The organism is Bacillus sp. AR13-1, assembly GCF_008042285.1.
GTDB classification, from domain to species: Bacteria; Bacillota; Bacilli; order Bacillales; family Bacillaceae_G; genus Bacillus_A; species Bacillus_A mycoides.
The window spans coordinates 55,085-76,844 of record NZ_QNUA01000006.1 but is presented as its reverse complement, the minus strand read 5'-3'; the positions used below and the strand labels follow the sequence as shown (position 1 = coordinate 76,844).

Here is a 21,760-nt window from a genome sequence, read left to right as displayed (position 1 = left end):
CTTTATAGAGAATATTCAATGTTTTTCAACAATTAAATGTTGAGAAATATTTTTTTGTGCAGGGTGGGGATACATAGGATAAAAAAATACAAAATTTCTACTAGTTTATGTTTTGCACATAACCATACAATGGAATCACTCGTTCTTTTATCTTGATGCGATGGAGTAGTGCTAGGAAAGAAAATACAACATACAAACAGCCCAAGTTCCTTATTCGAACTTGGGCTATTTTTTAATATAAACTGATACTTTTCTTGCTGGTGCAAAAACTCTAAAAACCTTGTAAGTACGCTCTTAAAATTGGACATACTGATACTATTAATTTAGCAAAGGTTTGCACCAGAACCTTATTTTTTAATCAATATTATTTAACTGACTCTACTTGTTTTTCTAATTCTATTCCAAGGAATTTAGCAAGCTCAAGCATACCAAATTGATTAGCTACAGACTCTGCGTCAGAATTATAGTTTGTGTTTGTATTAATATCATACGTATAAATTGTTCCATCCGAACTGCGAATAAATTCAATACCAGCGACAGTAATTTCATTTTCTTTCAAAAATTCTTTGTATTGTTCAATAATTGGCTCTTGGAAGTCCGATATAATTTCAAATTTTGTTGACGACTCTTTCTTACTCTCTTCTCCTACTGGGCAAAAAGCATCGTGAATAGAGCACGCATCTGCTGGACAAAGCTCAAATCCTTCTGATGTATCTACTTCAACTGCATATACAAACTGACCGCCTACAAACTCACAACGTGTAATATATGGTTCTGGCGCTTCAATATACTGCTGGATTAAAGTAATTCCATCAATGGGCTCTTCAAATGTCGGACCATCCAAATATTGCTCTAAAGCATCAATGGAATGAAACAGTTGAACACCAAGACCTTTACCTGCACGGTTATGTTTTGTAATGAATGGCACTTCCCCTAACTCCTTTGCTGCTTTTACTATATTATCACGGCCAACAGCACCAATTGTTTTCGGCACTTGTATCCCAAAATTTCTTAATGCTGCATATTGATTCAATTTACTTACTTCAAGGCGTAATGCACGAGACCCATTAAATACTGTTCGTCCGTATCCCTCTAACCAAGCAAGAACTCCTTCAGTCAACTCAGGTGCATATCGATGCCCTCTCGTATGTGAAGAAGCACTCATGCGGCTATAAAAAACACCTTGGGGAGGTTCTTGTTCTAACGAAACAGTTCCTTCATCCAAAAACCATTCCTCATAAGGTAACCCCAGTTCTTCCAACCTTTTCACTAAATGATTCGTCCATTCCTTATTCTCATGTAATATGTAAATTTTACTCATTTGTAATCAATTCCTTTCTTTTTGCTTCAACTAACGGCATCACTTTTTCAGAAAATCGTTTCATCTCTTCAAGCTGTGGAGAAAATTGTAAAAGTAATAACGTAACACCCACTTTTTCAAAAGCAAGTATCCTTTCTGCAATTTGTTCTGGTGTTCCGATTAAATTAGGACGTAACCCGCGATTAGATACAGAATAATCATTTAGCTTCACTTGCTGTTCCAAATGCGATTTACTAATAAAATCTTGGTAACCCGCATAACCTAGAGCATCGTCTTTCACATCCGTTATACGTCTCCATTCTTCTAACGTCTCTTCTTCTGTATCACGACAAATGACGTAAGCCGCGAGCCCGAATGACTGCAATGGCTCCTCTGTAACTTTCTTTCTACGATTCTTCATATCTTCTATTTTCACAAATACTTCTTCCACTGTTCCCCCATGCATTACATATGCATCCGCGTGATTTACAATGACCTCTTTTCCTCTCTCACTCTCACCACCTGCATAAAGCTTAATTCCTTGTTTCTGCACAGGTTTTGGACTTAAATGTGTATGATGAAGCTCATAAAAGTTCCCTTTATAAGAAAACTCTTCTTCTTTCCAAAGCTCTTTCAAAACTGTTACAAATTCCTCTGTGCGATCATACCGTTCATCATGTGCGGTAAATACCCCGCCGTACTGCTTCGCTTCTTCTTCCCACCATGCTGAAACTACATTCAATGTAAAACGGCCATTACTTAATTGATCGATATTTGCTGCCATTTTCGCTGTAACTGCTGGATTGTGGAAGCCAGGTCTTACAGCTGTCATAATCTCTAATCGATCCGTTACCGCAGCAAGTGCTGCCGCAGTTGTCCACGCTTCTAAACTTGGTGCTGAAACACCTTTTATATCATTTAAATTTAATTCTGCTATAAGTGTTGTTGAAAAACCTAATTGTTCTGCCGCTTGCGCTGTTTGTTTTGCATACTCAAACGTAGGCGGCATAGATTCATCATCTACATTTCGAAGCCATCCCCCAAAAATCGGCAACCAAAAACCATACTCCACTACCTATTCCCCCTTTAACTTTTAACCATAAAAAAAGCTACTCTTAACGAAATAAGAGTAGCCTTCTTGACTAAATGAACCGCCCTTATCTTTCAGGTGTTTTTCACCTGCAGGATTTGGCACCTTTCGTCTAAAACGAGGTTGCCGAAGTTTCATAGGGCCCGTCCCTCCACTTCTCAACATAAGAATTGTTTGATTTCCATTTATTATAATCATCAGAATAATAAAAATCAATCGTTTAATACTTATTTTTCCGATAAACATTAAATGATATATGAAACATCATATTGTTATAGAGATTTATAGGGTATTATGTTGTTTTACTTGCGGATATATAAAGGGGTATGTTGTATCATGTCGAAAACATCATTTATAACCAAGTTGCTTTACTTCTATCGTAAAGGAGATAGAGAATACGCCAAAATAAATATCAACCTAATGAGGTGTTAGTAACATGAAAAATAAACGATGCGAGAATTGTGGTTCTACTACATTTAAAGAAGGAAGGATTGGATCTGCTTATCATGCATATGTTTGTGAGGATGAATCTAGTAGATTCTTTTCAGGAGGGAAACGTTCCAAACTATTAACCACATTTTGTTTAGAGTGCGGTGAGGTGCAATCATTTAGAGTTGAAAAACCGGAGATATTTAAAGAATAAAATAATACTAATTACATATTTACAGTAGGAATGATAACAACGGACGATTTCGCTACAACTAGAGTAAATACACCAATCATATTAATAAAAAACAAGAATAAGGTGTCTAAAGGACCCCCTATTTTGAGCCAATAATGAGACATTATGTTAATCTTAATAGAATCTCTTTATAATATGTATAGTTGCACCAAATTGCGAAACTTAAGGAGACAGATAAATTTTATGAGGAAATTATTCATATTACTTACTTTAATTCTAGCATTAGCCAGTGTTACGGCTGCTTGCACACAAGATAAAAAAGATAGTGCCGTTGAAAATGGTCCAATAGAAGAACCAACCGCAAAAAATGAAAATGAAGAATTAATAAATTTTGAAGAAAAAGAAGATATGAGCCGCTTGGAACAAGGTATTTTATTAGTTGGTGAGAGTGTTAAAGGAGGCTATTACTTGGCCACCGTTCAAAGTGCATATTTAAATGCTAGTAACGATTCCGTCGTTGTTAATGTCTCTGTAAAAAATGTACGAGGTCAAACGATTGGACTATCAGAATTAAAATATAACTTAAAAGATGAAAAAGACGGAAAGGCCTATGAAGGAAAGGTGCTTGATCAAAACCCTTCTGATATACAAGTTAAACCAAATGAAACGGTAGAATTAAAAATAGCTTTTGAAGTACCAAGTACCGCAGATGAATATATGTTTTATATTGAAAGCTCTTTAGATCCTCTAGGAGCACACTGGAAAATCGATAAGCTGCAATCACAAAAAAACTAAATCTAAAATACAATATAAAAGTCCCTCTACCTAAGGCAGAGGGACTTTCTAATTACTATCTCAAACTACCCGCAATCTCCGTAAAGATAACTCCAAGTGCATGTGCACCTGCATCTGGATAGCCTAAGCTTCTTTCACCAACTGTACCAGCGCGGCCCATACGAGCTACGATTTCTTTCGTATACTCTGCTCCTTTAACCGCTGCTTCTGCTCCTTTTTCAAAGGCAGTTTTCACGTCTACTTCGTTTGAAGCGCTAGCTAACCAAGAATCTACACATGGAGCAAGTGCATCAACAAGCGTTTTATCACCAACTACCGCTCCTCTACCGAATGATCTTTCACCGATAGATTGTATGCCTTGAAGTGCTGCTTGCAACATTTCAGCGAACTCTTTAGCTGTTAGCTCACGTTTTTCACCTGCCGCTTTACTAGCTGCGCGGAATGCTCCGCCCCAAATTGGACCAGAAGCGCCGCCGCAATGTTCCATAATAATCATTGAACAACCGTCAAGGAATGATCCAATCGTTACATTCTCTTGTCCTAAAATAGAATGCCACTCACGCTTTAATTGCTTAAATCCTTTTGCAACACTCATTCCGAAGTCGCCGTCACCTGCATGTGTATCTAACTCACAGAACGGTACTTCATTTTTAATAATAATGTCACTCATTTTATCAACGAGATAGATCATGTTATTTAATGTACTGACATTATTTTTAATAACAGCGTGCTCTTCCGCTGTTTCTATTTCGAAGGAAACTTCCTTCTCTTCTACATCTTCAAGCACATTCACGTACTCTACACTTTCAACTGGTCCATCTACTTTAAACGCTGGTGTATTACACTCTTTCGATAACAACGTTTTTAACTCGTCATCTAACTTCATCACTGTTAAAGACATACCAGCCATATCGATACTCGTCATATAATTACCGACGAATACTCTATTAATTTTAATGTTTCTAGCAGCTAATTCTCTCGTAACTGCGTTGTTAAATAAGTATAGTTCTTGCAGTGGTGTGCCGCCAAAACCATTTACAAGAAGCGCAATTTCCTCGCCATCTTTTACTCCTAAATCTTTTATTAAATCATTTGTCATACGGTTAGCTAATTCATCTGCTGACAGCGTTTTTTCACGTTTAATACCTGGTTCACCGTGAATACCTACGCCGTATTCCATTTCATCTTCTTCAAGTGTAAAAGTAGGTGATCCGCTCGCTGGAACTGTACAAGAAGTTAATGCTAAACCGATTGTACGCACGTTAGCCGCTGCTTTTTCCGCTACAGCTTTCACCGCTCCTAAATCCATTCCTGCTTCCGCTGCTGCGCCGGCAATTTTATGCACTAAAATAACTCCCGCAACACCGCGGCGTCCTACTGTATACAGGCTATCTTCTACCGCAATATCATCGTCTACTTTTACGTAGTCGACTTCAATTCCATCTTCAGTCGCTAAATGTGCACCGTTTTTGAAATTCATAATATCGCCGCTATAATTTTTAATAATTAATAACGTACCTTTTTTACTAGCTGTCTCTTTAATCGCCTGATATACCTGAATTTGTGAAGGAGAAGCAAACACATCTCCGCACACTGCTGCATCCAGCATTCCTTTTCCGACTAGACCTGCATGCGCTGGCTCATGACCACTACCGCCGCCACTAATTAACGTTACTTTATTTTCATTCATTTCTTTCTTCTTAATAACTTTATATTTTTTCAAAAACTCAAGCTCTGGATGAGCCATCACCATTCCGTTGCACATTTCCATTACTAATGTTTCTGGTTTGTTTATAATCTTTTTCATTGTGATTCTCCCTCAATTCCTTTAATATATTGTGATATATTTGAAATCTTCTTCTTACTACTCATGTTAAAATGAAAGCGTTTTATAGTAAACGGACAAAATGGACAATCTGTCTAAAGACACCGCTCTCATTTATAGATAGGATTTTTATATTACTAACATTCTAGGGATGATTCAGATGACCTCTTCTATAATTTCTAAAAAGATAATCGCGAACTCATTGAAACATTTAATGGAAACAGAATCGTTTCATAAAATATCAGTGAGCGATATTATGTTACACTGTCAAATGCGTAGGCAAACTTTTTATTATCATTTTAAAGATAAATTCGAACTATTAAGCTGGATTTATAAAGAAGAAACGAAAGAAAATATTATAGACTTTCTTGATTATGAAACATGGGAAAACATTTTCGATTTATTATTTGATTACTTTTATGAAAATCAAAAATTTTACCGAAATGCTTTTAAAGTCATTGAACAAAACTCGTTTAATCACTATTTATTTGAGCATACGAAAAACTTATATATGAAGATTATTGATGAACTATCGATGAGCTGTGGATTCAGCCTTTCTGATGAGACAAAAAATACGATTGCCTCTTTTTATAGTCACGGCTTCGTTGGGACGATAAAAGATTGGATTGAAAGTAAATGTGAAGTAGATCCGTCCATTATGTCTTCTCTCATGAAAAATATGATAAACAATCAATTACTACTATTACTGGAGCAATCAGCAAAGTAATTAAAGGGTGGCAAAAGCAATGAAAAAGATTATGAATGATGTAGAAAATATTGTTCAAGATATGCTGCATGGCTTTTTTTTTGAACATAACGAAAAAGTAAATTACGACGAAACAAATAACATCATTTATGTAAAAGATATAGAAAAACTGAAACAAGACGTTGTTATCATAAGCGGCGGTGGTAGCGGACACGAACCTGCTGATATAGGTTATGTAGGAAACGGAATGCTTACGGCGGCAGTAAACGGCAGTATCTTCACTCCGCCTACAGTGGAACAAATTGTGGCGGCAACTCGCTTAATGCCACAAGATAAAAGTATTTTATTCATTATTAAAAACTTTAAAGATGACGTAGAAAACTTTTTAGCTGCAGAACAAATCGCCAAAGAAGAAGGAAGACAAATTGACCACATCATCGTAAATGACGACGTTTCAATTGAAGATGATGCTTCTTTTAATAAAAGAAGACGCGGCGTAGCTGGCACCGTTTTCGTTCAAAAAATAGTAGGCGCGGCCGCTGAGAGCGGTCATTCTTTAGAAGAACTAACAGCACTTGGCCAATCTGTCATCCAAAACTTACACACATTAGGAGTCGCCCTTTCACCTGCAAACGATCCAGTACAAGGAAAAGCTTCATTCACATTAAACGACGATGAAGTCTTTTACGGCGTTGGTATTCATGGCGAAAAAGGTTACCGCAAAGAAGCACTATCCTCTTCTGAAATATTAGCGATTGAACTTATGAACAAACTAAAAAGCATTTATCGCTGGAGAAAAGGTGACAACTTTGCCATCCTCATTAACGGACTCGGTGCGACACCATTAATGGAACAATACATTTTCGCAAACGATATTCGCCGTTTATGTGAGCTGGAAGGCTTACATGTGAAGTTCGTAAAGGTTGGTACCCTTCTCACTTCTTTAGATATGAAAGGTGTTTCGCTCAGTTTGCTTAAAATAGAAGATTCGGATTGGGTGAAGTGGTTGAAGGCGGATGTTAGAGCGAGTGGTTGGTAACAATAAACTAAACATTATGATGATTGAACGTTTAGTAATCAAAAGTACTGACTTATATGAAGAATGTATAAACCTTAGGTATCTGTAAATAAATCGAAGCATACATACTATTTGCAAGTTATCCGCCAGTTTCGAAATGCGGTTATCCAGTCGGAGAAAGGCACCTTAATGTGTCTTTTTTTTATTTTCAAAAGGACCTGCTCAATTATTGCGTAAAAAACATAAAGTAAATTGAATCCGTTAAAATACATGAGTGACCCCTTGTTTTCCCCTCTTATTAAAGGAGGAACTATTATGGGATTTGGTGGTAGTTGTGGCGGCTGTGGATTTTCTGGCGGCTTTGCTTTATTAGTAGTATTGTTTATTTTATTAATCATAGTTGGAGCTTCTTGCTTCTGCTAAACAAACTATCGGAAAAGACACTCTTATATGGGTGTCTTTTCTTTGTAAACTAAAAAGAATGAGAATGAAAGCCTTTGGTCATAATTACGACTAAAGGCTTTTTCTATATAAAAAATGAAACATAGTAAAAATAAAGTACTTACTTAAATTGTTTTTCACTTTACAAACTATATCCAAAAAGTTGGATAGTTCCTTTTACTACTCATATTATTAATAAATAAAGCAATAACTACAATAACAACGGAACCAACTAAAACCGGCGTTACTAAATAACTCCAACTATTTGCTCCTAAAATAACGACAATTGGATCAGCCCCTGCCGGAGGATGCGTTGTTCTTGTTAACATCATAATAGCAATCGACACCCCGACTGCTAAAGCAATTGTCCAATATTCATTCCCAAACAAATGATATATTGATAGACCAATGAAAGTTGAAATCAAATGTCCTCCAATAATATTACGCGGCTGAGATAGCGGTGCATTCCAAACTCCAAACGCTAATACACAACTCGCTCCAAATGGAGCCATTAGTAATTCTGTAGAAGTTATACTCGTTAAATATGTTAAGGTGAGAATTGTTAAAAATCCCCCCAGTAGTCCCGTTAAAGAATCCTTTATATTTACTTGTAATGGACTTCTCCCTTTCCCTTTCATTTTTGCAAAATATCGTACACTTATTGGTTGAGCCTCTTTCTGCTTAGCTGCTGTTATATTATCCATCGTTTTCCTCCTTTATCGCGCTATTCGCAGGGATGGACATCCCACTGACTAAAGTCTCACTTTATTTACCAATAATTATAACCCGAATTAACTAACCTGTAAATATTCATTTTAGAGGTTAGTTAAAAGATACAAAAAAAAAGAATCAACTGCTATAAGCTGATTCCTAAACCTCTTCAGATTTTCGAACCTGAAATTTTGCTACTTTTTTCCGGTTCCCACATATTTTCATAGAACACCATTTTCGTTTTCCACTTTTATCTATAAATAATAAAACACAGTCGGGGTTTGAACACCTTTTAAGAGAAATAAGCTTATTTTCTGCTATTAACGTTAAAGCATCAAATGCAATTAACGATACAAGTACATCCTCAATTTCTCCAACTGGGATAGGTACTAGACGCTGTTCAATGACTTTATATGTAAATGGTGCCTTCTCAATTTGTTTTTCTAAATACGCAATAAAATCATTAGAAATTTCGTGCAGATCAGCAATTGCCTCAAACTGTTTTCTCAGTACTTCTCTTACCTCTAATATGCTAGATGTAACTTGATTCACTCGCTCTTGAATTCCTATAAGTGTTTTTTCATTCCAAAAAGGAAGATTAGCCTTTATTACATGTAGCCATTCTAATACATCTTCATCTGTTATTAATAAATCATAACGTTGTCCACGCCTAACTAACTCTGTATTCACTAAATCTAATGAGAGATTTCCAGATATAAGCGGGAATTGTTTTGTTTCCTGCATGTACTCATCACCTACTCTTTAACCAATCATATTCTAAAGCAATATGACGGTGCAACTTTTTATAAATTCACATCCAGAAAAAAGCCCTATTACTAGAACATCTCATCCACATTTAAAGGAATCTACATACGCCTTCTCCCCTTAAAATCACCAAAACCCATTTACAAATCTATAAAAGTAGATATAATATCCTTATGGAACCTTTATTAATTTATAAAGCATTGTCAAATGAAACAAGATGTCAAATTTTATCATGGTTGAAAAATCCAGAAAACCATTTCGATGAAAAACCTTATCTAGAGCAAGGCCTTAACTTTCAAGTTGGAGTATGTGTAGGAGATATCCAGCTTAAAACTGGCTTAGCCCAATCGGTTATTTCTAGTTATTTATTAACTATGAAAAAAGCAGGACTACTAGACTCTGACCGAATTGGAAAATGGACATACTATCGCCGAAATGAAAAAACAATACGAGAGTTTTCTGAATACGTTCAAAACGAATTATAAAATGAAAGCTAATAATCAATCTGCATACTAATTGATTATTAGCTTTCACACATTCTGCTTTTTTACAGGCATCAATTATTTTTTTATAAAATTGCACTACCTATAAAAGCAAGAAACATAGAAAGGAGAAAATTTTTTAACATATCATATCTAGTTATTTAGATATCTGTTATTGTATTTCGAATTACATAATCCTGATAATATTGGCATCCAATCATGCTTGTAATAATGCTTCTTTGTTAATGAATTTACTTTCAAAATACTGATACGAATGGAGAGTTTTATAAATGAAAAAAGTAAATCCTTTACTTATTCTGACACTCGCAATAGGTGTGTTCGGAATTATTACTACCGAGATGGGTATTGTCGGCGTATTACCACAAATCACTCAAAAATTTGGAATTTCAACTACACAAGCTGGATTTTTAGTAAGTATATTTGCACTAGTTGTTGCTATTTCTGGTCCGTTTTTAATTCTGCTCGTCTCTAGTATTAATCGCAAAATAATTTTATTATCAGCAATTTTCATATTTGTTATTTCAAATATAATCTACGCTTATACAACACAATTTGAAATCATGCTTATTTTTCGTATTTTACCGGCAGCACTTCACCCACTCTTCTTTTCAATTGCTCTTGTAACAGCTGCTAAACTTGTCCCTCCAAAAAAGAGCGGTCAAGCGGTTACAAAAGTTTTCATGGGAATTACTGTTGGCTTTGCTTTAGGTGTACCACTAACCTCTTACCTTGCAGACCAATTTTCACTCGAAATTGCTTTCTTATTCGGAGCGCTTGTTAACACTCTTGCATTCATTGGAATACTAATCCTACTTCCTTCTATGCCTGTTAAAGAAAAAATGTCATTCGGCAAACAAATTCGTATACTCGGCAAACCAGGATTATGGTTGAATATTTTAACCGTCACATTCCTTTTTGCAGCCATGTTTTCCGTATACAGCTACTTCGCCGAGTACCTTGCCAAAGTAACTTCCATGAACGGATCTCTCATCAGTATCATGCTATTCATATTTGGTATCGTTATGATTTTAGGCAATCATTTATTTGGTAGTCTCCTGCAAAAAAGTATAGTAAATACAGTAATATTATTCCCTATCCTATATTCTATTGTTTACATATTGGTTTATTATTTAGGTTCCTACCTTGTTCCAATGATTTTTATCGTATTCATTTGGGGAATCGTACATGCTGGTGGATTAATTGTTGGTCAAACATGGTTAATAAGCGAAGCAAAAGAAGCGCCTGAATTTGGTAATAGTCTATTCGTTTCGTTCTCCAATCTCGGAATTACTTTAGGAACAACTATTGGAGGCTGGTTCATTTCAAACTTAGGTATTCACCAGCTTATTTGGAGCGGATTCATTTTCACACTATTCTCATTTCTGTTAATTATAATAAAACTAAAATTTTTCAATTCTAATAGCCAGGCTTCATTATCAAGTTAGTACATTTTCAGTTTCAAATTTTATAAACTAAAAAGTATAATGATCAAAGCCTTTAGCCATAATTACGACTAAAGGCTTTTTTGTATATAAAGTGAAACTTTACTCAGCGGGGGTTTTGTTCATCCCCCCACTGAGTATTAGCCTTCACCAATCGGGCGTTTACGGGCAGCAGGGCTCCCACCTAACTTCTTTGCTCCAGCTGAATTTTGAGGTGGGAGTTTTACTGCCCGCAAATAGCGGGATAAAAATAAATCTAAAAGGAGCTAATTTTATGGAACATAATCAAAATGGAGTACTTGCTTTAATTGTTTTGTTTTTAGGATTAGTGTTTTTTGTTAGTGGAATGGTTTATCATTTATGGGGTTCTTATTAATTTCAACTTTTAAACAAATAAATAATTCAAAAACTAAAACGTGTATTGTATCGATATGGCATATTTCCAAAAACAACTTAACATGGTAAAATAATATTCGGACGGGAGTCCAATATTATTAAAATTAAGATGGTTCAAGTCGGAGAAAGGCACCTTAGGGTGTCTTTTCTTTTTTGTTAATTAATAGATTGTTCTCTTCTAGGTAACTCTTTAAAATATAAATTTTAATAAAAAAGACGCATTTAGATTGATGCGTCTTTTGGCGATGTCTCTTTTGTGAAATCATATAAAGCTATTGCACCTAAAATAACAAGTATGCTTTCAGGAGCATCTATCAAAATAGTTTTCCAAATTTCTGGTATTACCCATTTAATATCTGCTGCTGTTTCAAGATATGTTTGAAAATAACTGATTGTAAAATTAATTACAGATAAACATACAAATAATGTTAGACAAAATCGAATTAATTTCTTATTTTTAAACATGTAACACCTCTCAAAATTCATTGGATATTCCTACTTTTGGTTTGTTATATACTTACATCCTTATATTTTATTTTAACATACAAAAACCCAAATAAATACAATATGTATATTTGCATATTTTTATATCATATTTACGGTATTCAATTAAATAAGAATTCGCTTTTCCATTCAGGATCCTTTCTATCCTCTTCATTATAATCAAGAAGACACTCTTTCATTATTTTTGTATCTCTCGGTAACCTTTTTTCAAACTTTGACCATCCGTCGAAGATCATTTTGTTTGGCAAAGGACACACAAATCCTGTAATACAATCCCAAAAAGCATCCCAGTTTTCCACGTACAAATCAGGAAACTCAAGCTTCTCTTTAAGAAGTAAATGCAATTCTTTTGCATTATAAATGTTGCTTACATCTATGACAATAATTGATTCATGTTCATTACTCAATTATATATATAAATCATACTTAGTTAAATTGGGTTGATTTTATAAGGAGTCAAAAACCTCTAAATGTTGATTTTATAATTATATAAATAATCCTAACATCTTCAAAAATTGATATAATGATACAGTTATTTATAGCAATCAGGGAGATGTACAACATGAACTATACACATATGCCAAAAGAAATAGGAATGATTAAGCGGACTCCATTCGCTTCAATACCGAAGAAATTCATCGGTATTGGTAATATTGTTAAAAAACAAACAAAAGTGGAGCGCCCTAAATTAGCCCAAGACAAACAAGAAATTATTGAAAACAAGTTACTATGTTCATTTCTTTCTGAAGAGAAGGTATTGATTACTTATTATAGAGATGGTCATTTACTTACTAGATATGTGACTGTAACTGACATAAATCCGATAAAGAATTTAATAACTTGCACTGATGCATCTTATAACAGAGTTTTCCTTAAATTTATAGATGTAATTGATTTGAGATAAAAAACATACAGTTTTTCAAATATATCCAGGAATAAAAATGAAAGAATCTTGTATTCTAGGTTAAATACAGATAGAGAAAAAGTGTAAGTTCTTGTGAGAATTAGCAAGATAAAGGCTGTTTGTTTAGGTTTTGGACTGTCTGTTATGGTTATCGAATTTACAAATACAAAAGAGGAACAGAACACAATAGAGAAAACTAAAGAAGCATTTAGATAATAGTTGAAAACGCCCGATTAAGGACGGCTTCAACTATTATCTAACTTTGATATATTCATACCACCATTTACCACCTGATCAAGTATCCACCCACCAAGTAATCTTATCTAACTCTGTATTAGGTAGGACATCGGTTTGGATATAACACATAGTCCAGAAAGTGAATCAACATTAATGCTACCTTTTATTCCTCGTTCTGCCATAGCTTGAATAGCTTCATCTAAGGAGTTAGTATCGAATCCACCTGACTTAACGTATTGATATCCACATTAGAACCGCCGTTTCCTTCACAATTCCCAACAGTTTGTCCCGTTAGAGCGTATAGTCATACCCCCTCCTTATGGTAATTCCTTTTATAAATCTTTTTATTTAAATGTATAATTGTATGAAAAGTTCTAAAACTTTGAATCGAGGTGAAAAGCATGAGAAGTTTTGGCTCATTAATGATCTCTACTATCTGCTCAATAATCCTTATAATTTGGAATGCCTATTCCTTCTATGATGGATTCACGATGGGACATACGTATTACTGGGTTAATGGCATCGCAGCTGTTATCTTCTTTCTATTCTTTATCGTAGACATGCGAGAGATCTGCAAGAAAAACTATAGAACCTCAGAACAATAGGAGTTGATACATATGTGGAAAAAAATTAAGAATTATAGATTGAGCTTAAAAGATTTAAAGTTCATGTTATGGCTGTTCGGTATTACATGCTTTATATACAGCTACAATTTCATTGTAGGACTTGCTTTTGTCCACAAATTCCAAATTTATGATTTAGGTGGTGCTATAGCGACATTCGCCGCATTTATGGATACTAGAAATAGGATTAAAAATAAAAATTATAAAGCAGCTTAATATAAAAAGGATCCTTTGCGGTTTCCTTTTTTCTATGTAAAATAAAAAAGCATCGAATTCGCTACTTTAATTGTTTGTTGTTTGCTTCTATTTCTTCTTCATTAAATAATTTTTGTACATTTCTTTTTAAATCCAATCCTTTATAAACAAGTTCCTTGAACTCTTTCATAGATAATGGATCATTCAATACTTCCCATAATCCTATCAATTCTGTATATTTAGGTGCCTCCGTAACATACTCGTGTGATTTAACTGTTTCGAAGTGTCTATGGAATTCCCAATGACATTCTTCGCATAAATAGTAGAACCCGGAACACCTGTCATTTACACTCAAACTATTTTCGGTTCTATGGTTTCCTAGCCCCATTGTTATTCCTCGCTTTCTACTTGTAAATTTCTATTTCAATTGAATATGCAATATTTCATATTTTATCATTGTAATATTTCTTTATTAACTATCACTTTCTAGTTCATCATTAATATCCATTGATAAATCAACGTTTGTAATTTAATTCCTTATATTAAACCCCGACAAGATACTTTTAAACACTTTATTCAAATAATTATATTGGAATTTCTTGTTCTACAAATCTATACGTGTTTTGTGTATTATATAGCAGAAGAGTAAGGTAAGAGTTACTCTTTGCCATTTTAGAAAAGGTTCTGTTGGAGACAACAGGACCTTTTTTGTTCGAATTTCAATAAAACAATTCTTAAATTCCATCTCATTGGAAATAACTATATAATGAAACTGATTAAATATTAGGAGTGCTATTAATGTCTGATATAATCCGTCTCTTAATTATCATGATGATTGCAACCTTTTTATTTTCTTCCATAATAATGGAGTTTAAAAAACCTCAAAAAAGCATGTTTTGGTTCTCAATTGAAGTCTTGTCTCTCCTCGGAGTTTTACTGCTAATAAAGGAATTTTTTATCAATCATATAACATAGTCCCCTGAATAAAATTCAATATTCCGTCAATACTGTAGACAACCGATTAAGTTACTTTCTCCTTGTTCCCCCTTGGAGAACCGAGCAGTTAGCTTTTGCTGACTGTTCTTTTGTTTGAAATTAAAATAGCGTTTTTGTTCCAAATGATGCCCTCATTAATTCGGACACATTTACCATTATTTTTACCAAAAAATTCATGATATCGTTAATTAGTCGAATACGTCATTACTTGACGATTACCCTTAGGAGCCCCGCAGACAATCGGGGTTTCTTTTATTTAAAGCCATTGTCTCTTTTAGGGTGATATAGTCCTTAAGATCTTGTTAAACCAGTGTAATTACGGTTGGAACTTCATTCTGTTTGACACATATCCCCAGGCTATCTGGACATTATAAAAGATGAGGTGACTGACATGAAGGATAAAATATTAGAATTAGTACCAGGATCGGTAAAAAAATTACTCCAGAAAAAAGTTAAAGATGGAAACCGATGCATCATTGATTTGGTTGTGGATGATGCAACTGCTTATGGATTTGAACCGGAGCAAGTAATCCCCTGTATCATGGCGGGTTATTATGTTTATGAATCTACCACCTATCCCAGTGAAATGGAGGAAGAATTGAAGCTAAACTTGGTTTTTCATGCGGCCAATCGCTCGGCAATGAAGCTTCTGTCTTATGGGAAGTATAAAGCGAAACAATCTGAAAGTGGATGGATGAGATATACAAATCCATAAGGTTTACTTAACATACACTAACTAGCTTGGTGAGCATGAGGCAACGCCACATGCCCATCGACTTGAGATCTTGAAATACCCCAAAGTATTTTGGTGAAAAAAAGCAACATTTAAGTTCCTTATGACATTTTTCTAATATAAGTTGTAACATTGCCTAAACAACAACTACCTTGTGGATTGTTTACTTCACAACCACATCGATTTTCTCTTATGTTTTCGCGAATATGCTCTACTGGATTAGGAGTAAGTCCATTTTCTACATATTGTTTGATTTTTTCTTTTGTCCAATCAAAACAATAGCAAATTGGTGTAGTTGCTGAGTCATCTTTTTGATTTACAGCTACCTTTATGTCCGATACAAAGTATTTTTTATTATTCGTATCAAAATAGACTACATCACAATCTTCGTTTGAACAAAAATAGTGATTTTCTTTAGCATTTAATGTTTCTAATGCCGATGGTTTAAGCAATGATTTTAGTGTAATCAACTTTACATTCTTAGCTTTATTTTTACATGATGGACAATGACCATTATTTTCAATTTTTATTCCTTTAAGGTTACTACAACAATCTTCCATTATTCTCCCACCTTTACAATTTATTATTTTTATAAATATTCTTCTACTTTCTTTTCTGAATCTATTAAAGTTTCGATAATAAGATATTGCATCTGTCTCACCTCATATAAAGTATAAACCCTGTGCCATAGTACAGGGTCAAGGAAAGTATTATTTACTATATTATCGATTTACTTTCTTAAAATAAACTGTCATTATTCAATAAGCCTTTTTCAGCAATATACTCCGATTGCGAAATTCTAAAACTACATTTAGGGCGATTAACCTTTATCACCTCGTAACTCTTTACTACAACGTTTTACAAAAAATGCTGTTATTAAAATAATAATTCCTATACTCAAAACAAGTAATTGATCGAGTGCAATCACATCACGAAAAATCCAACGAGAAACAAAACCGAAGCTAGACATGCACACACATATAAAACCAAAATAATTTAACCATCTATGTACATTTTTCATTCTTCCCCCTCCTTAAACTTGCATTTTATCATTCCATCCTGTTTTTAGGTGTGAGTGCTGGCTAGTCGTGTGGTGATACCTCTATATAGGGCTTTTTCTTTTTTCTCAATGACCAATATTATTAAAATTAAGATGGTTCAAGTCGGAGAAAGGCACCTTAGGGTGTCTTTTCTTTATTTTCAAAAGGACCTGCTCAATTATTGCGTAAAAAACATAAAGTAAATTGAATCCGTTAAAATACATGAGTGACCCCTTGTTTTCCCCTCTTATTAAAGGAGGAACTATTATGGGATTTGGTGGTAGTTGTAGTAGTTGTGGCGGCGGCTTTGCTTTACTAGTTGTATTGTTTATTTTATTGATCATTGTTGGAGCTTCTTGCTTCTGCTAAAAAACTATCGGAAAAGACACTCTTATATGGGTGTCTTTTCTCTATAATAAAAAAGCTCTCCATAAAGGAAAGTTTTTAGGTTTATACATTCAAGTCATCCAGATTAGTTATTTACACAACACTTTATCACTTTCGGTCTTTAGTGTGAAATACAAATAATCCTTCCGCTACACAAAGCTGCTCAACTAACTTTAATTCCTTAAGTTCAAAACTTATATAGTTAAAAAAGCCGATTAGTGTGTGTTGATTAAAGTTTCACTTTATTTCTTCGCATCTTTCATGCTGTAATATCCTAAATTAATAATAATTAAGAAATACCCACCCATAATTCCAGCAGCAAATGTCCACATGAAATCATGGTGTTCAATTTCATACATAATAATCGCACCGAGTATCGCGGCTGCAAATCGATTCATCATTCCAAGCATCGGTGCTTTTTCTTTTTTTACAATGCTATCTCCGAACTTTTCAATACGCCTCCCTAAAATCCATACGCAGTACATACTAACTAGAAGGCCAATGCTTATCCCTACAAAATGGGCTGAGAAAGGTGTCATAAACCAGCCCAATAACATCACGCCTAGCAAACAATATATTTGTATGTTAAATGATCTTAGTGCCATACGAATCATGTTACGCTCCTTATCTTTCTCATTATATTTCCGTATCATCAATCCCATCTTTCGGACTTCAAGCTTTCCGATATATCTTTTTTAAAATGAGGGAATTTTATTTTACTCACCATTAAATAAGCGAGTATGCATGTGCCAAACGCCACGGAAACTGGATTATTCAAAAAGCATAAAATGAGAAGACACATTGCCGCAAATGGAATGGGCATTCCGATAAATGTCGGAAGTTTGCTTTGTTGCGTGTTAAATCTCGCAAGTCGAAGCATGCCACAAACACTGTAAGCAAGCGCACATAACATCCCGATGGACTGCAAATCTTTTAAAGCGACACTATATGCAAGAATAGACGGTGCTACACCAAAAGTAACTAAATCCGCAAATGAGTCTAACTCTCCACCTATTTCCGAAACAGCATCAAGTTTCCGAGCGACCATGCCATCAAAAAAATCAAATAACATTCCTGTAATAATAAAAACTGCTCCCAAATACATATCGTGAACGAAAACAGCATAAATAGCCAAAAGCCCACATACAAAATTTGCTATCGTGATCATATTTGGTATGTAACTCATAACAGGATTTTCCTCCTTTCTACTAATCCCTTCATGTAGACTTTCTTACTCATTAGAATCAATAGCCTTCTGTTTTTCTTCCAATATAACTTTATTTATTTTCATTAACGTATCAGTCATTTGCTCTAAAGCATTTATATCGATTTTAGAAAAGTATTTCTCAATTAATACGTCATCTAACTCAGACAACCGCTCTATATACTTACTACCGTTTGGACCAAGTGTAAGGAAATACTCCCGTTTATTATTAGGGTTTACTTGTTTCGAAATCATCTTCTGTTTTTCCAATTTCGATAAAACTTGGCTCACAGCACTTTTCGATATATTAAAAGTACTCGCAATGTTATTTGCTGTCGTGTTTTCATTTAAATTGATATAAAATAGCATGCTCTCTTGCTGCCCTGTAAGACCGAACTCATCCTTTAACTCCTGAAATAGTAAAATGTAGAAGTCATTGTAGGCTCGATTCATTTCATTAATTACTTCTTTATACGATCTAGTCATAGCATTCTTCCTCCAGTCATGCTGTTATTTTATTTCGTTTCGGAATATAGTTTAGTTAACTTAACTAAACTATATTATACCTTTATGTTCGTGTAAAGGGAAATATCGCTCCATCCTTCACTTACCATCTTACAAAAAAGAAGACATCTTAATTGATGTCTTCTTTTTACATGTGACTTTACCCACAAAGTTGCCACTAAAGAAAGCATATCTTTGCCGTGGATTAGTTATTAACCCATAAGCTTGCCGTGAATGCTGTTGGTTTGTAATAAAGTTTGATTAAAATGCTTGGGGTTATTTATTGTTTGTGAATAATTTTTTTTAAAAGTTTACTCCTTTTTCTACCTGTGTTTGCCCAACAATCTCGCCCTATTGTTGAATAAGGTTCAATTTCAAACAAATAAAGCCATTAATATTAAATCTTGATAGTCGCCATCCAATTTTACACCCTTTACTTTTCTACCCTCTTCAAAAAAGCCTAGATTCTTATATAACTGGATTGCCCCTAAATTATCCTCCATTACCTCAAGAGAAATTTTTTCAATCTTACTGTTATTTTTAGCCCAATTGATTAGCGTTTCTAGAAGAGCTCTTCCAATACCATAATTTCGATATTCAGGTAGTATGGTCATCGCAAAAGCCCCTTGATGACTAATTTTTTCTTTGTTTCCGTTCTTAAAATCGATTGCACCGACTAACTTACCATCAACTTCAGCAATAAACTTTACATAATTTGGATTTTCATAATAAGCTTTTAACGTTTTTTGAATAGCATCAACACTCGTCTTTTTTACATCCTCAACCGTACTTAGCATGTATGGAGCGTTTATTAAAGCTTTTGAAGCAGAATCTAGCATTCTTTCTGCATCCTGTTCTTTAGCTTCTCTAATTGTTACTGTTTTTCCATCTTTAGATTTATAAGTAAAAACGTTAGTTGATAATATATTACACACACCCTTTCGGAATATAATTAATCGGATTTTTTAACTATTCCAGAATTCTTAAGTAAGAGAAAGTCGTATCACCTTTTTCTGCAATCGATCTCCTTCAACCTAATAACAATTATTTCAAATATTTTCAATTTTGACAAGAATCCATTCCATTATATGGCCCTTTAGTGGAGTAACTTTATTGCTACTCAACAGTTCCTTAATCCGCCTTTCAGTCCAGACCTTCTTTTCACTATAAAAACATCTCTTTAGATAAACAGATTCAAAAGGACAAAACATCACGTCTTTTTTATAAACACCGTGACTTTATTTAAAAGCGGCATTAAAAATATTCTTCAAATCCTAGAAGCATAAGTTTGCCGCAACCAAAAAACATAAGCTTGCCGTTTCGGCAAACTTATGTTCATATCACATTATACTTAAGACTCCAAACTCTCACCATTCGTCTCAATTACTTCTTTATACCAATTGAAACTGTTCTTTTTCAATCTTTTTAATGAACCTTTTCCTTCATTATCTTTATCAACGTATACATATCCGTAACGTTTTTTCATTTCTCCAGTAGAGGCACTTACAAGATCAATCGGTCCCCAGCTTGTATATCCGATAATATCTACCCCGTCTTGGATTGCTTCTGACATTTCCGTCATATGTTTTTGCAAGTAATCAATACGGTATTCATCATTCACTTCGTCTTCACCATTTAATTGATCAATTGCACCAAGACCATTTTCAACGACAAATAAAGGTTTTTGGTAACGATCGTAAAGCTGGTTCGCTGTAATACGGAAGCCTGTCGGATCGATTGTCCATCCCCACTCTGATTTTTCAAGATATGGGTTTTCAACAGAACCAAATACATTTCCGCTCGTTATACTTTTTAACACTTCGGGATCCGTACTTGTTACTCGGCTTGAATAGTAGCTAAAGCCAATATAATCAACGGTATACTCTTTCAAAATGGACTCATCTTCTTTTTCCATTTCAATCGTTAAACTATTATCTTTAAAGAATCGTTTCGCATATCCAGGATATTCTCCTCTTGCTTGTACATCAATGAAGAAGAATGATTCACGGTCTTGCTCCATCGCGCGTAGAACATCATCTGGATTACATGTATATGGATACGTCGCACCTGCAGCAAGCATACAACCAATCTTCGCATCTGGAATAATTTCATGACACGCTTTCACAGCTAAAGCACTTGCGACAAGTTGGTGATGCGCTGCTTGATATTGAATTTGTTTTTTGTTCTCACCTTCTTTAAATGCTAGCCCTGCTCCCATGAAAGGTAAATGCAAAAGCATATTAATTTCATTAAATGTCATCCAATATTTCACTTTATCTTTATATCTATTAAAAATCGTTTTTGCATACGTCTCAAAGAAATTGACAAGCTTTCTACTTCTCCAGCTTCCATACGTTTCTACTAAATGAACAGGAACATCAAAGTGAGCCATCGTAACGACTGGTTCAATGCCATACTTCAACAGTTCATCAAATAAATTATCATAAAACTTTAATCCTGCTTCATTTGGCTTTTCATCATCACCATTTGGGAAAATACGTGTCCATGCAATAGATACGCGTAACGCTTTAAATCCCATTTCTGCAAACAGCGCAATATCTTCTTTATAACGATGATAAAAATCAATTGCTTCATGTGATGGATAAAACTCCCCTTCTACCGGTGTAAATGAATGAATGTTTCCTTTCATAATGTCCCAACGGTTTTCACCAGTTGGTAATAGATCCACCGTCGTTAACCCTTTCCCGTCTTCTAAATATGCGCCTTCCGCTTGATTGGCTGCGATTGCTCCACCCCATAAAAATCCTTTAGGAAAAATAACTTTAGACATATAGAAAAACTCCTTTATATAAGAATTA

Annotated in this window: 28 protein-coding genes, 1 pseudogene and 1 riboswitch; of the genes and pseudogenes, 13 read left to right on the top strand and 16 right to left on the bottom strand. The window is 34.4% G+C overall.

Annotated elements, in window-relative coordinates; translation table 11 throughout:
* Window positions 1–364: 364 nt before the first annotated feature.
* Together DN408_RS03125 and DN408_RS03120 are read right to left on the bottom strand one after the other, a co-directional pair.
* Window positions 365–1,321, bottom strand: coding sequence for an ATP-grasp domain-containing protein (locus DN408_RS03125; RefSeq protein ID WP_078178445.1), 957 nt, complete (start codon window positions 1,319–1,321; stop codon window positions 365–367).
* Window positions 1,314–2,372 carry an LLM class flavin-dependent oxidoreductase gene (locus tag DN408_RS03120; RefSeq protein WP_078178444.1) on the bottom strand — a complete coding sequence of 353 codons (1,059 nt, stop codon included), beginning with the start codon at window positions 2,370–2,372 and terminating at the stop codon, window positions 1,314–1,316. Before DN408_RS03120 ends, DN408_RS03125 begins: the two co-directional genes overlap by 8 nt.
* An 82-nt stretch (window positions 2,373–2,454) precedes the next feature.
* Window positions 2,455–2,560, bottom strand: a riboswitch (SAM riboswitch).
* A 266-nt stretch (window positions 2,561–2,826) separates the two neighbouring features.
* Here DN408_RS03120 and DN408_RS03115 point away from each other — a divergent pair.
* Both DN408_RS03115 and DN408_RS03110 read left to right on the top strand, forming a co-directional pair.
* Complete coding sequence (locus DN408_RS03115; protein WP_002186538.1) at window positions 2,827–3,033, top strand: hypothetical protein; 207 nt, start codon at window positions 2,827–2,829, stop codon at window positions 3,031–3,033.
* Window positions 3,034–3,255: 222 nt separating this feature from the next.
* Complete coding sequence (locus tag DN408_RS03110) at window positions 3,256–3,807, top strand: DUF4352 domain-containing protein (RefSeq protein ID WP_078178443.1); 552 nt, start codon at window positions 3,256–3,258, stop codon at window positions 3,805–3,807.
* 55 nt (window positions 3,808–3,862) lie between these two features.
* On the opposite strand, the gene dhaK is transcribed toward DN408_RS03110, so the two are convergent.
* The gene (gene dhaK / locus DN408_RS03105; protein ID WP_078178442.1) at window positions 3,863–5,614 is read right to left on the bottom strand and encodes a dihydroxyacetone kinase subunit DhaK; all 1,752 of its coding nucleotides are present in this window, start codon (window positions 5,612–5,614) and stop codon (window positions 3,863–3,865) included.
* A 178-nt stretch (window positions 5,615–5,792) separates the two neighbouring features.
* Here dhaK and dhaS point away from each other — a divergent pair, with 178 nt between their 5' ends.
* The 3 genes from dhaS (at window position 5,793) to DN408_RS03085 (ending at window position 7,779) form a co-directional block, all read left to right on the top strand.
* The gene (dhaS, locus tag DN408_RS03095) at window positions 5,793–6,359 is read left to right on the top strand and encodes a dihydroxyacetone kinase transcriptional activator DhaS (protein WP_061689901.1); all 567 of its coding nucleotides are present in this window, start codon (window positions 5,793–5,795) and stop codon (window positions 6,357–6,359) included.
* 19 nt (window positions 6,360–6,378) lie between these two features.
* Window positions 6,379–7,377 carry a DhaKLM operon coactivator DhaQ gene (gene dhaQ / locus DN408_RS03090; RefSeq protein WP_078178441.1) on the top strand — a complete coding sequence of 333 codons (999 nt, stop codon included), beginning with the start codon at window positions 6,379–6,381 and terminating at the stop codon, window positions 7,375–7,377.
* A 294-nt stretch (window positions 7,378–7,671) separates the two neighbouring features.
* Window positions 7,672–7,779 (top strand): YjcZ family sporulation protein, encoded by a 108-nt coding sequence (locus tag DN408_RS03085; protein WP_000505673.1) that lies wholly within the window; start codon window positions 7,672–7,674, stop codon window positions 7,777–7,779.
* A gap of 167 nt (window positions 7,780–7,946) precedes the next feature.
* Here the strand turns inward: DN408_RS03085 and DN408_RS03080 are convergent, their stop codons facing one another.
* Together DN408_RS03080 and DN408_RS03075 are read right to left on the bottom strand one after the other, a co-directional pair.
* Entirely contained in the window at window positions 7,947–8,501 is a 555-nt protein-coding gene (locus DN408_RS03080; protein WP_002125693.1) for an HPP family protein, read from the bottom strand.
* 166 nt (window positions 8,502–8,667) lie between these two features.
* Window positions 8,668–9,252, bottom strand: a complete 585-nt coding sequence (locus DN408_RS03075; protein WP_016126648.1) for a CGNR zinc finger domain-containing protein — start codon at window positions 9,250–9,252, stop codon at window positions 8,668–8,670.
* A 194-nt stretch (window positions 9,253–9,446) separates the two neighbouring features.
* Here DN408_RS03075 and DN408_RS03070 point away from each other — a divergent pair, with 194 nt between their 5' ends.
* Both DN408_RS03070 and DN408_RS03065 read left to right on the top strand, forming a co-directional pair.
* Window positions 9,447–9,758, top strand: coding sequence for an ArsR/SmtB family transcription factor (locus DN408_RS03070; protein ID WP_002011018.1), 312 nt, complete (start codon window positions 9,447–9,449; stop codon window positions 9,756–9,758).
* A 287-nt stretch (window positions 9,759–10,045) separates the two neighbouring features.
* The gene (locus DN408_RS03065; RefSeq protein ID WP_078178440.1) at window positions 10,046–11,221 is read left to right on the top strand and encodes an MFS transporter; all 1,176 of its coding nucleotides are present in this window, start codon (window positions 10,046–10,048) and stop codon (window positions 11,219–11,221) included.
* 615 nt (window positions 11,222–11,836) lie between these two features.
* Here DN408_RS03065 and DN408_RS03060 read toward each other — a convergent pair.
* Both DN408_RS03060 and DN408_RS03055 read right to left on the bottom strand, forming a co-directional pair.
* Window positions 11,837–12,100, bottom strand: coding sequence for a DUF3937 family protein (locus tag DN408_RS03060; protein WP_002169007.1), 264 nt, complete (start codon window positions 12,098–12,100; stop codon window positions 11,837–11,839).
* 119 nt (window positions 12,101–12,219) lie between these two features.
* Window positions 12,220–12,525, bottom strand: coding sequence for a barstar family protein (locus DN408_RS03055; RefSeq protein ID WP_002064072.1), 306 nt, complete (start codon window positions 12,523–12,525; stop codon window positions 12,220–12,222).
* Between the two features lie 155 nt (window positions 12,526–12,680).
* Between DN408_RS03055 and DN408_RS03050 the strand changes: the two genes are divergently transcribed.
* Window positions 12,681–13,022: a YolD-like family protein gene (locus DN408_RS03050; protein WP_002125679.1), complete on the top strand. Its 342-nt coding sequence runs from the start codon at window positions 12,681–12,683 to the stop codon at window positions 13,020–13,022.
* A gap of 93 nt (window positions 13,023–13,115) precedes the next feature.
* Entirely contained in the window at window positions 13,116–13,238 is a 123-nt protein-coding gene (locus tag DN408_RS31875; protein WP_003187628.1) for a hypothetical protein, read from the top strand.
* A 78-nt stretch (window positions 13,239–13,316) separates the two neighbouring features.
* Here DN408_RS31875 and DN408_RS03045 read toward each other — a convergent pair.
* Window positions 13,317–13,504, bottom strand: a pseudogene (locus DN408_RS03045) (N-acetylmuramoyl-L-alanine amidase C-terminal domain-containing protein); the annotation flags it as partial.
* Between the two features lie 156 nt (window positions 13,505–13,660).
* Between DN408_RS03045 and DN408_RS31870 the strand changes: the two are divergent.
* Complete coding sequence (locus DN408_RS31870; RefSeq protein ID WP_078179223.1) at window positions 13,661–13,864, top strand: hypothetical protein; 204 nt, start codon at window positions 13,661–13,663, stop codon at window positions 13,862–13,864.
* Between the two features lie 12 nt (window positions 13,865–13,876).
* The gene (locus DN408_RS03035) at window positions 13,877–14,098 is read left to right on the top strand and encodes a hypothetical protein (protein WP_016093184.1); all 222 of its coding nucleotides are present in this window, start codon (window positions 13,877–13,879) and stop codon (window positions 14,096–14,098) included.
* A 61-nt stretch (window positions 14,099–14,159) separates the two neighbouring features.
* Here the strand turns inward: DN408_RS03035 and DN408_RS03030 are convergent, their stop codons facing one another.
* Window positions 14,160–14,465 (bottom strand): hypothetical protein, encoded by a 306-nt coding sequence (locus DN408_RS03030; RefSeq protein ID WP_002134718.1) that lies wholly within the window; start codon window positions 14,463–14,465, stop codon window positions 14,160–14,162.
* A gap of 999 nt (window positions 14,466–15,464) precedes the next feature.
* Here DN408_RS03030 and DN408_RS03025 point away from each other — a divergent pair.
* A complete protein-coding gene (locus DN408_RS03025) occupies window positions 15,465–15,788 on the top strand; it encodes a hypothetical protein (RefSeq protein ID WP_002064068.1) in 324 nt (107 codons plus the stop codon).
* Between the two features lie 119 nt (window positions 15,789–15,907).
* Here the strand turns inward: DN408_RS03025 and DN408_RS03020 are convergent, their stop codons facing one another.
* Window positions 15,908–16,366, bottom strand: a complete 459-nt coding sequence (locus DN408_RS03020) for a putative iron-sulfur cluster-binding metallochaperone (RefSeq protein ID WP_000389113.1) — start codon at window positions 16,364–16,366, stop codon at window positions 15,908–15,910.
* Window positions 16,367–16,626: 260 nt separating this feature from the next.
* The gene (locus DN408_RS03015; RefSeq protein ID WP_002158997.1) at window positions 16,627–16,827 is read right to left on the bottom strand and encodes a hypothetical protein; all 201 of its coding nucleotides are present in this window, start codon (window positions 16,825–16,827) and stop codon (window positions 16,627–16,629) included.
* A gap of 286 nt (window positions 16,828–17,113) precedes the next feature.
* Between DN408_RS03015 and DN408_RS03010 the strand changes: the two genes are divergently transcribed.
* Window positions 17,114–17,215, top strand: a complete 102-nt coding sequence (locus DN408_RS03010; RefSeq protein WP_000505688.1) for a YjcZ family sporulation protein — start codon at window positions 17,114–17,116, stop codon at window positions 17,213–17,215.
* A 260-nt stretch (window positions 17,216–17,475) separates the two neighbouring features.
* On the opposite strand, the gene DN408_RS03005 is transcribed toward DN408_RS03010, so the two are convergent.
* From DN408_RS03005 to DN408_RS02985, 5 genes are all read right to left on the bottom strand, one after another.
* Window positions 17,476–17,847 carry an ATP synthase subunit I gene (locus DN408_RS03005; RefSeq protein WP_002125670.1) on the bottom strand — a complete coding sequence of 124 codons (372 nt, stop codon included), beginning with the start codon at window positions 17,845–17,847 and terminating at the stop codon, window positions 17,476–17,478.
* A 38-nt stretch (window positions 17,848–17,885) separates the two neighbouring features.
* On the bottom strand, window positions 17,886–18,419 hold the full coding sequence (gene pssA, locus DN408_RS03000) for a CDP-diacylglycerol--serine O-phosphatidyltransferase (protein WP_002125668.1): 534 nt from the start codon (window positions 18,417–18,419) through the stop codon (window positions 17,886–17,888).
* 45 nt (window positions 18,420–18,464) lie between these two features.
* Complete coding sequence (locus DN408_RS02995) at window positions 18,465–18,923, bottom strand: MarR family winged helix-turn-helix transcriptional regulator (RefSeq protein ID WP_002125665.1); 459 nt, start codon at window positions 18,921–18,923, stop codon at window positions 18,465–18,467.
* A 392-nt stretch (window positions 18,924–19,315) separates the two neighbouring features.
* Complete coding sequence (locus DN408_RS02990; RefSeq protein WP_002125663.1) at window positions 19,316–19,876, bottom strand: GNAT family N-acetyltransferase; 561 nt, start codon at window positions 19,874–19,876, stop codon at window positions 19,316–19,318.
* A gap of 416 nt (window positions 19,877–20,292) precedes the next feature.
* Window positions 20,293–21,732, bottom strand: coding sequence for a 6-phospho-beta-glucosidase (locus DN408_RS02985; RefSeq protein ID WP_002125662.1), 1,440 nt, complete (start codon window positions 21,730–21,732; stop codon window positions 20,293–20,295).
* Between the last annotated feature and the right edge of the window lie 28 nt (window positions 21,733–21,760).

Excerpts from the sequence above, each read along its gene's own strand:
- DN408_RS03125 (WP_078178445.1), bottom strand. The coding sequence starts at position 1,321 with ATGAGTAAAATTTACATATTACATGAGAATAAGGAATGGACGAATCAT.
- DN408_RS03115 (WP_002186538.1), top strand. The coding sequence starts at position 2,827 with ATGAAAAATAAACGATGCGAGAATTGTGGTTCTACTACATTTAAAGAA.
- DN408_RS03110 (WP_078178443.1), top strand. The coding sequence starts at position 3,256 with ATGAGGAAATTATTCATATTACTTACTTTAATTCTAGCATTAGCCAGT.
- dhaK (WP_078178442.1), bottom strand. The coding sequence starts at position 5,614 with ATGAAAAAGATTATAAACAAACCAGAAACATTAGTAATGGAAATGTGC.
- dhaS (WP_061689901.1), top strand. The coding sequence starts at position 5,793 with ATGACCTCTTCTATAATTTCTAAAAAGATAATCGCGAACTCATTGAAA.
- dhaQ (WP_078178441.1), top strand. The coding sequence starts at position 6,379 with ATGAAAAAGATTATGAATGATGTAGAAAATATTGTTCAAGATATGCTG.
- DN408_RS03085 (WP_000505673.1), top strand. The coding sequence starts at position 7,672 with ATGGGATTTGGTGGTAGTTGTGGCGGCTGTGGATTTTCTGGCGGCTTT.
- DN408_RS03080 (WP_002125693.1), bottom strand. The coding sequence starts at position 8,501 with ATGGATAATATAACAGCAGCTAAGCAGAAAGAGGCTCAACCAATAAGT.
- DN408_RS03075 (WP_016126648.1), bottom strand. The coding sequence starts at position 9,252 with ATGCAGGAAACAAAACAATTCCCGCTTATATCTGGAAATCTCTCATTA.
- DN408_RS03070 (WP_002011018.1), top strand. The coding sequence starts at position 9,447 with ATGGAACCTTTATTAATTTATAAAGCATTGTCAAATGAAACAAGATGT.
- DN408_RS03065 (WP_078178440.1), top strand. The coding sequence starts at position 10,046 with ATGAAAAAAGTAAATCCTTTACTTATTCTGACACTCGCAATAGGTGTG.
- DN408_RS03060 (WP_002169007.1), bottom strand. The coding sequence starts at position 12,100 with ATGAATTTTGAGAGGTGTTACATGTTTAAAAATAAGAAATTAATTCGA.
- DN408_RS03050 (WP_002125679.1), top strand. The coding sequence starts at position 12,681 with ATGAACTATACACATATGCCAAAAGAAATAGGAATGATTAAGCGGACT.
- DN408_RS31870 (WP_078179223.1), top strand. The coding sequence starts at position 13,661 with ATGAGAAGTTTTGGCTCATTAATGATCTCTACTATCTGCTCAATAATC.
- DN408_RS03035 (WP_016093184.1), top strand. The coding sequence starts at position 13,877 with ATGTGGAAAAAAATTAAGAATTATAGATTGAGCTTAAAAGATTTAAAG.
- DN408_RS03030 (WP_002134718.1), bottom strand. The coding sequence starts at position 14,465 with ATGGGGCTAGGAAACCATAGAACCGAAAATAGTTTGAGTGTAAATGAC.
- DN408_RS03025 (WP_002064068.1), top strand. The coding sequence starts at position 15,465 with ATGAAGGATAAAATATTAGAATTAGTACCAGGATCGGTAAAAAAATTA.
- DN408_RS03020 (WP_000389113.1), bottom strand. The coding sequence starts at position 16,366 with ATGGAAGATTGTTGTAGTAACCTTAAAGGAATAAAAATTGAAAATAAT.
- DN408_RS03015 (WP_002158997.1), bottom strand. The coding sequence starts at position 16,827 with ATGAAAAATGTACATAGATGGTTAAATTATTTTGGTTTTATATGTGTG.
- DN408_RS03010 (WP_000505688.1), top strand. The coding sequence starts at position 17,114 with ATGGGATTTGGTGGTAGTTGTAGTAGTTGTGGCGGCGGCTTTGCTTTA.
- DN408_RS03005 (WP_002125670.1), bottom strand. The coding sequence starts at position 17,847 with ATGATTCGTATGGCACTAAGATCATTTAACATACAAATATATTGTTTG.
- pssA (WP_002125668.1), bottom strand. The coding sequence starts at position 18,419 with ATGAGTTACATACCAAATATGATCACGATAGCAAATTTTGTATGTGGG.
- DN408_RS02995 (WP_002125665.1), bottom strand. The coding sequence starts at position 18,923 with ATGACTAGATCGTATAAAGAAGTAATTAATGAAATGAATCGAGCCTAC.
- DN408_RS02985 (WP_002125662.1), bottom strand. The coding sequence starts at position 21,732 with ATGTCTAAAGTTATTTTTCCTAAAGGATTTTTATGGGGTGGAGCAATC.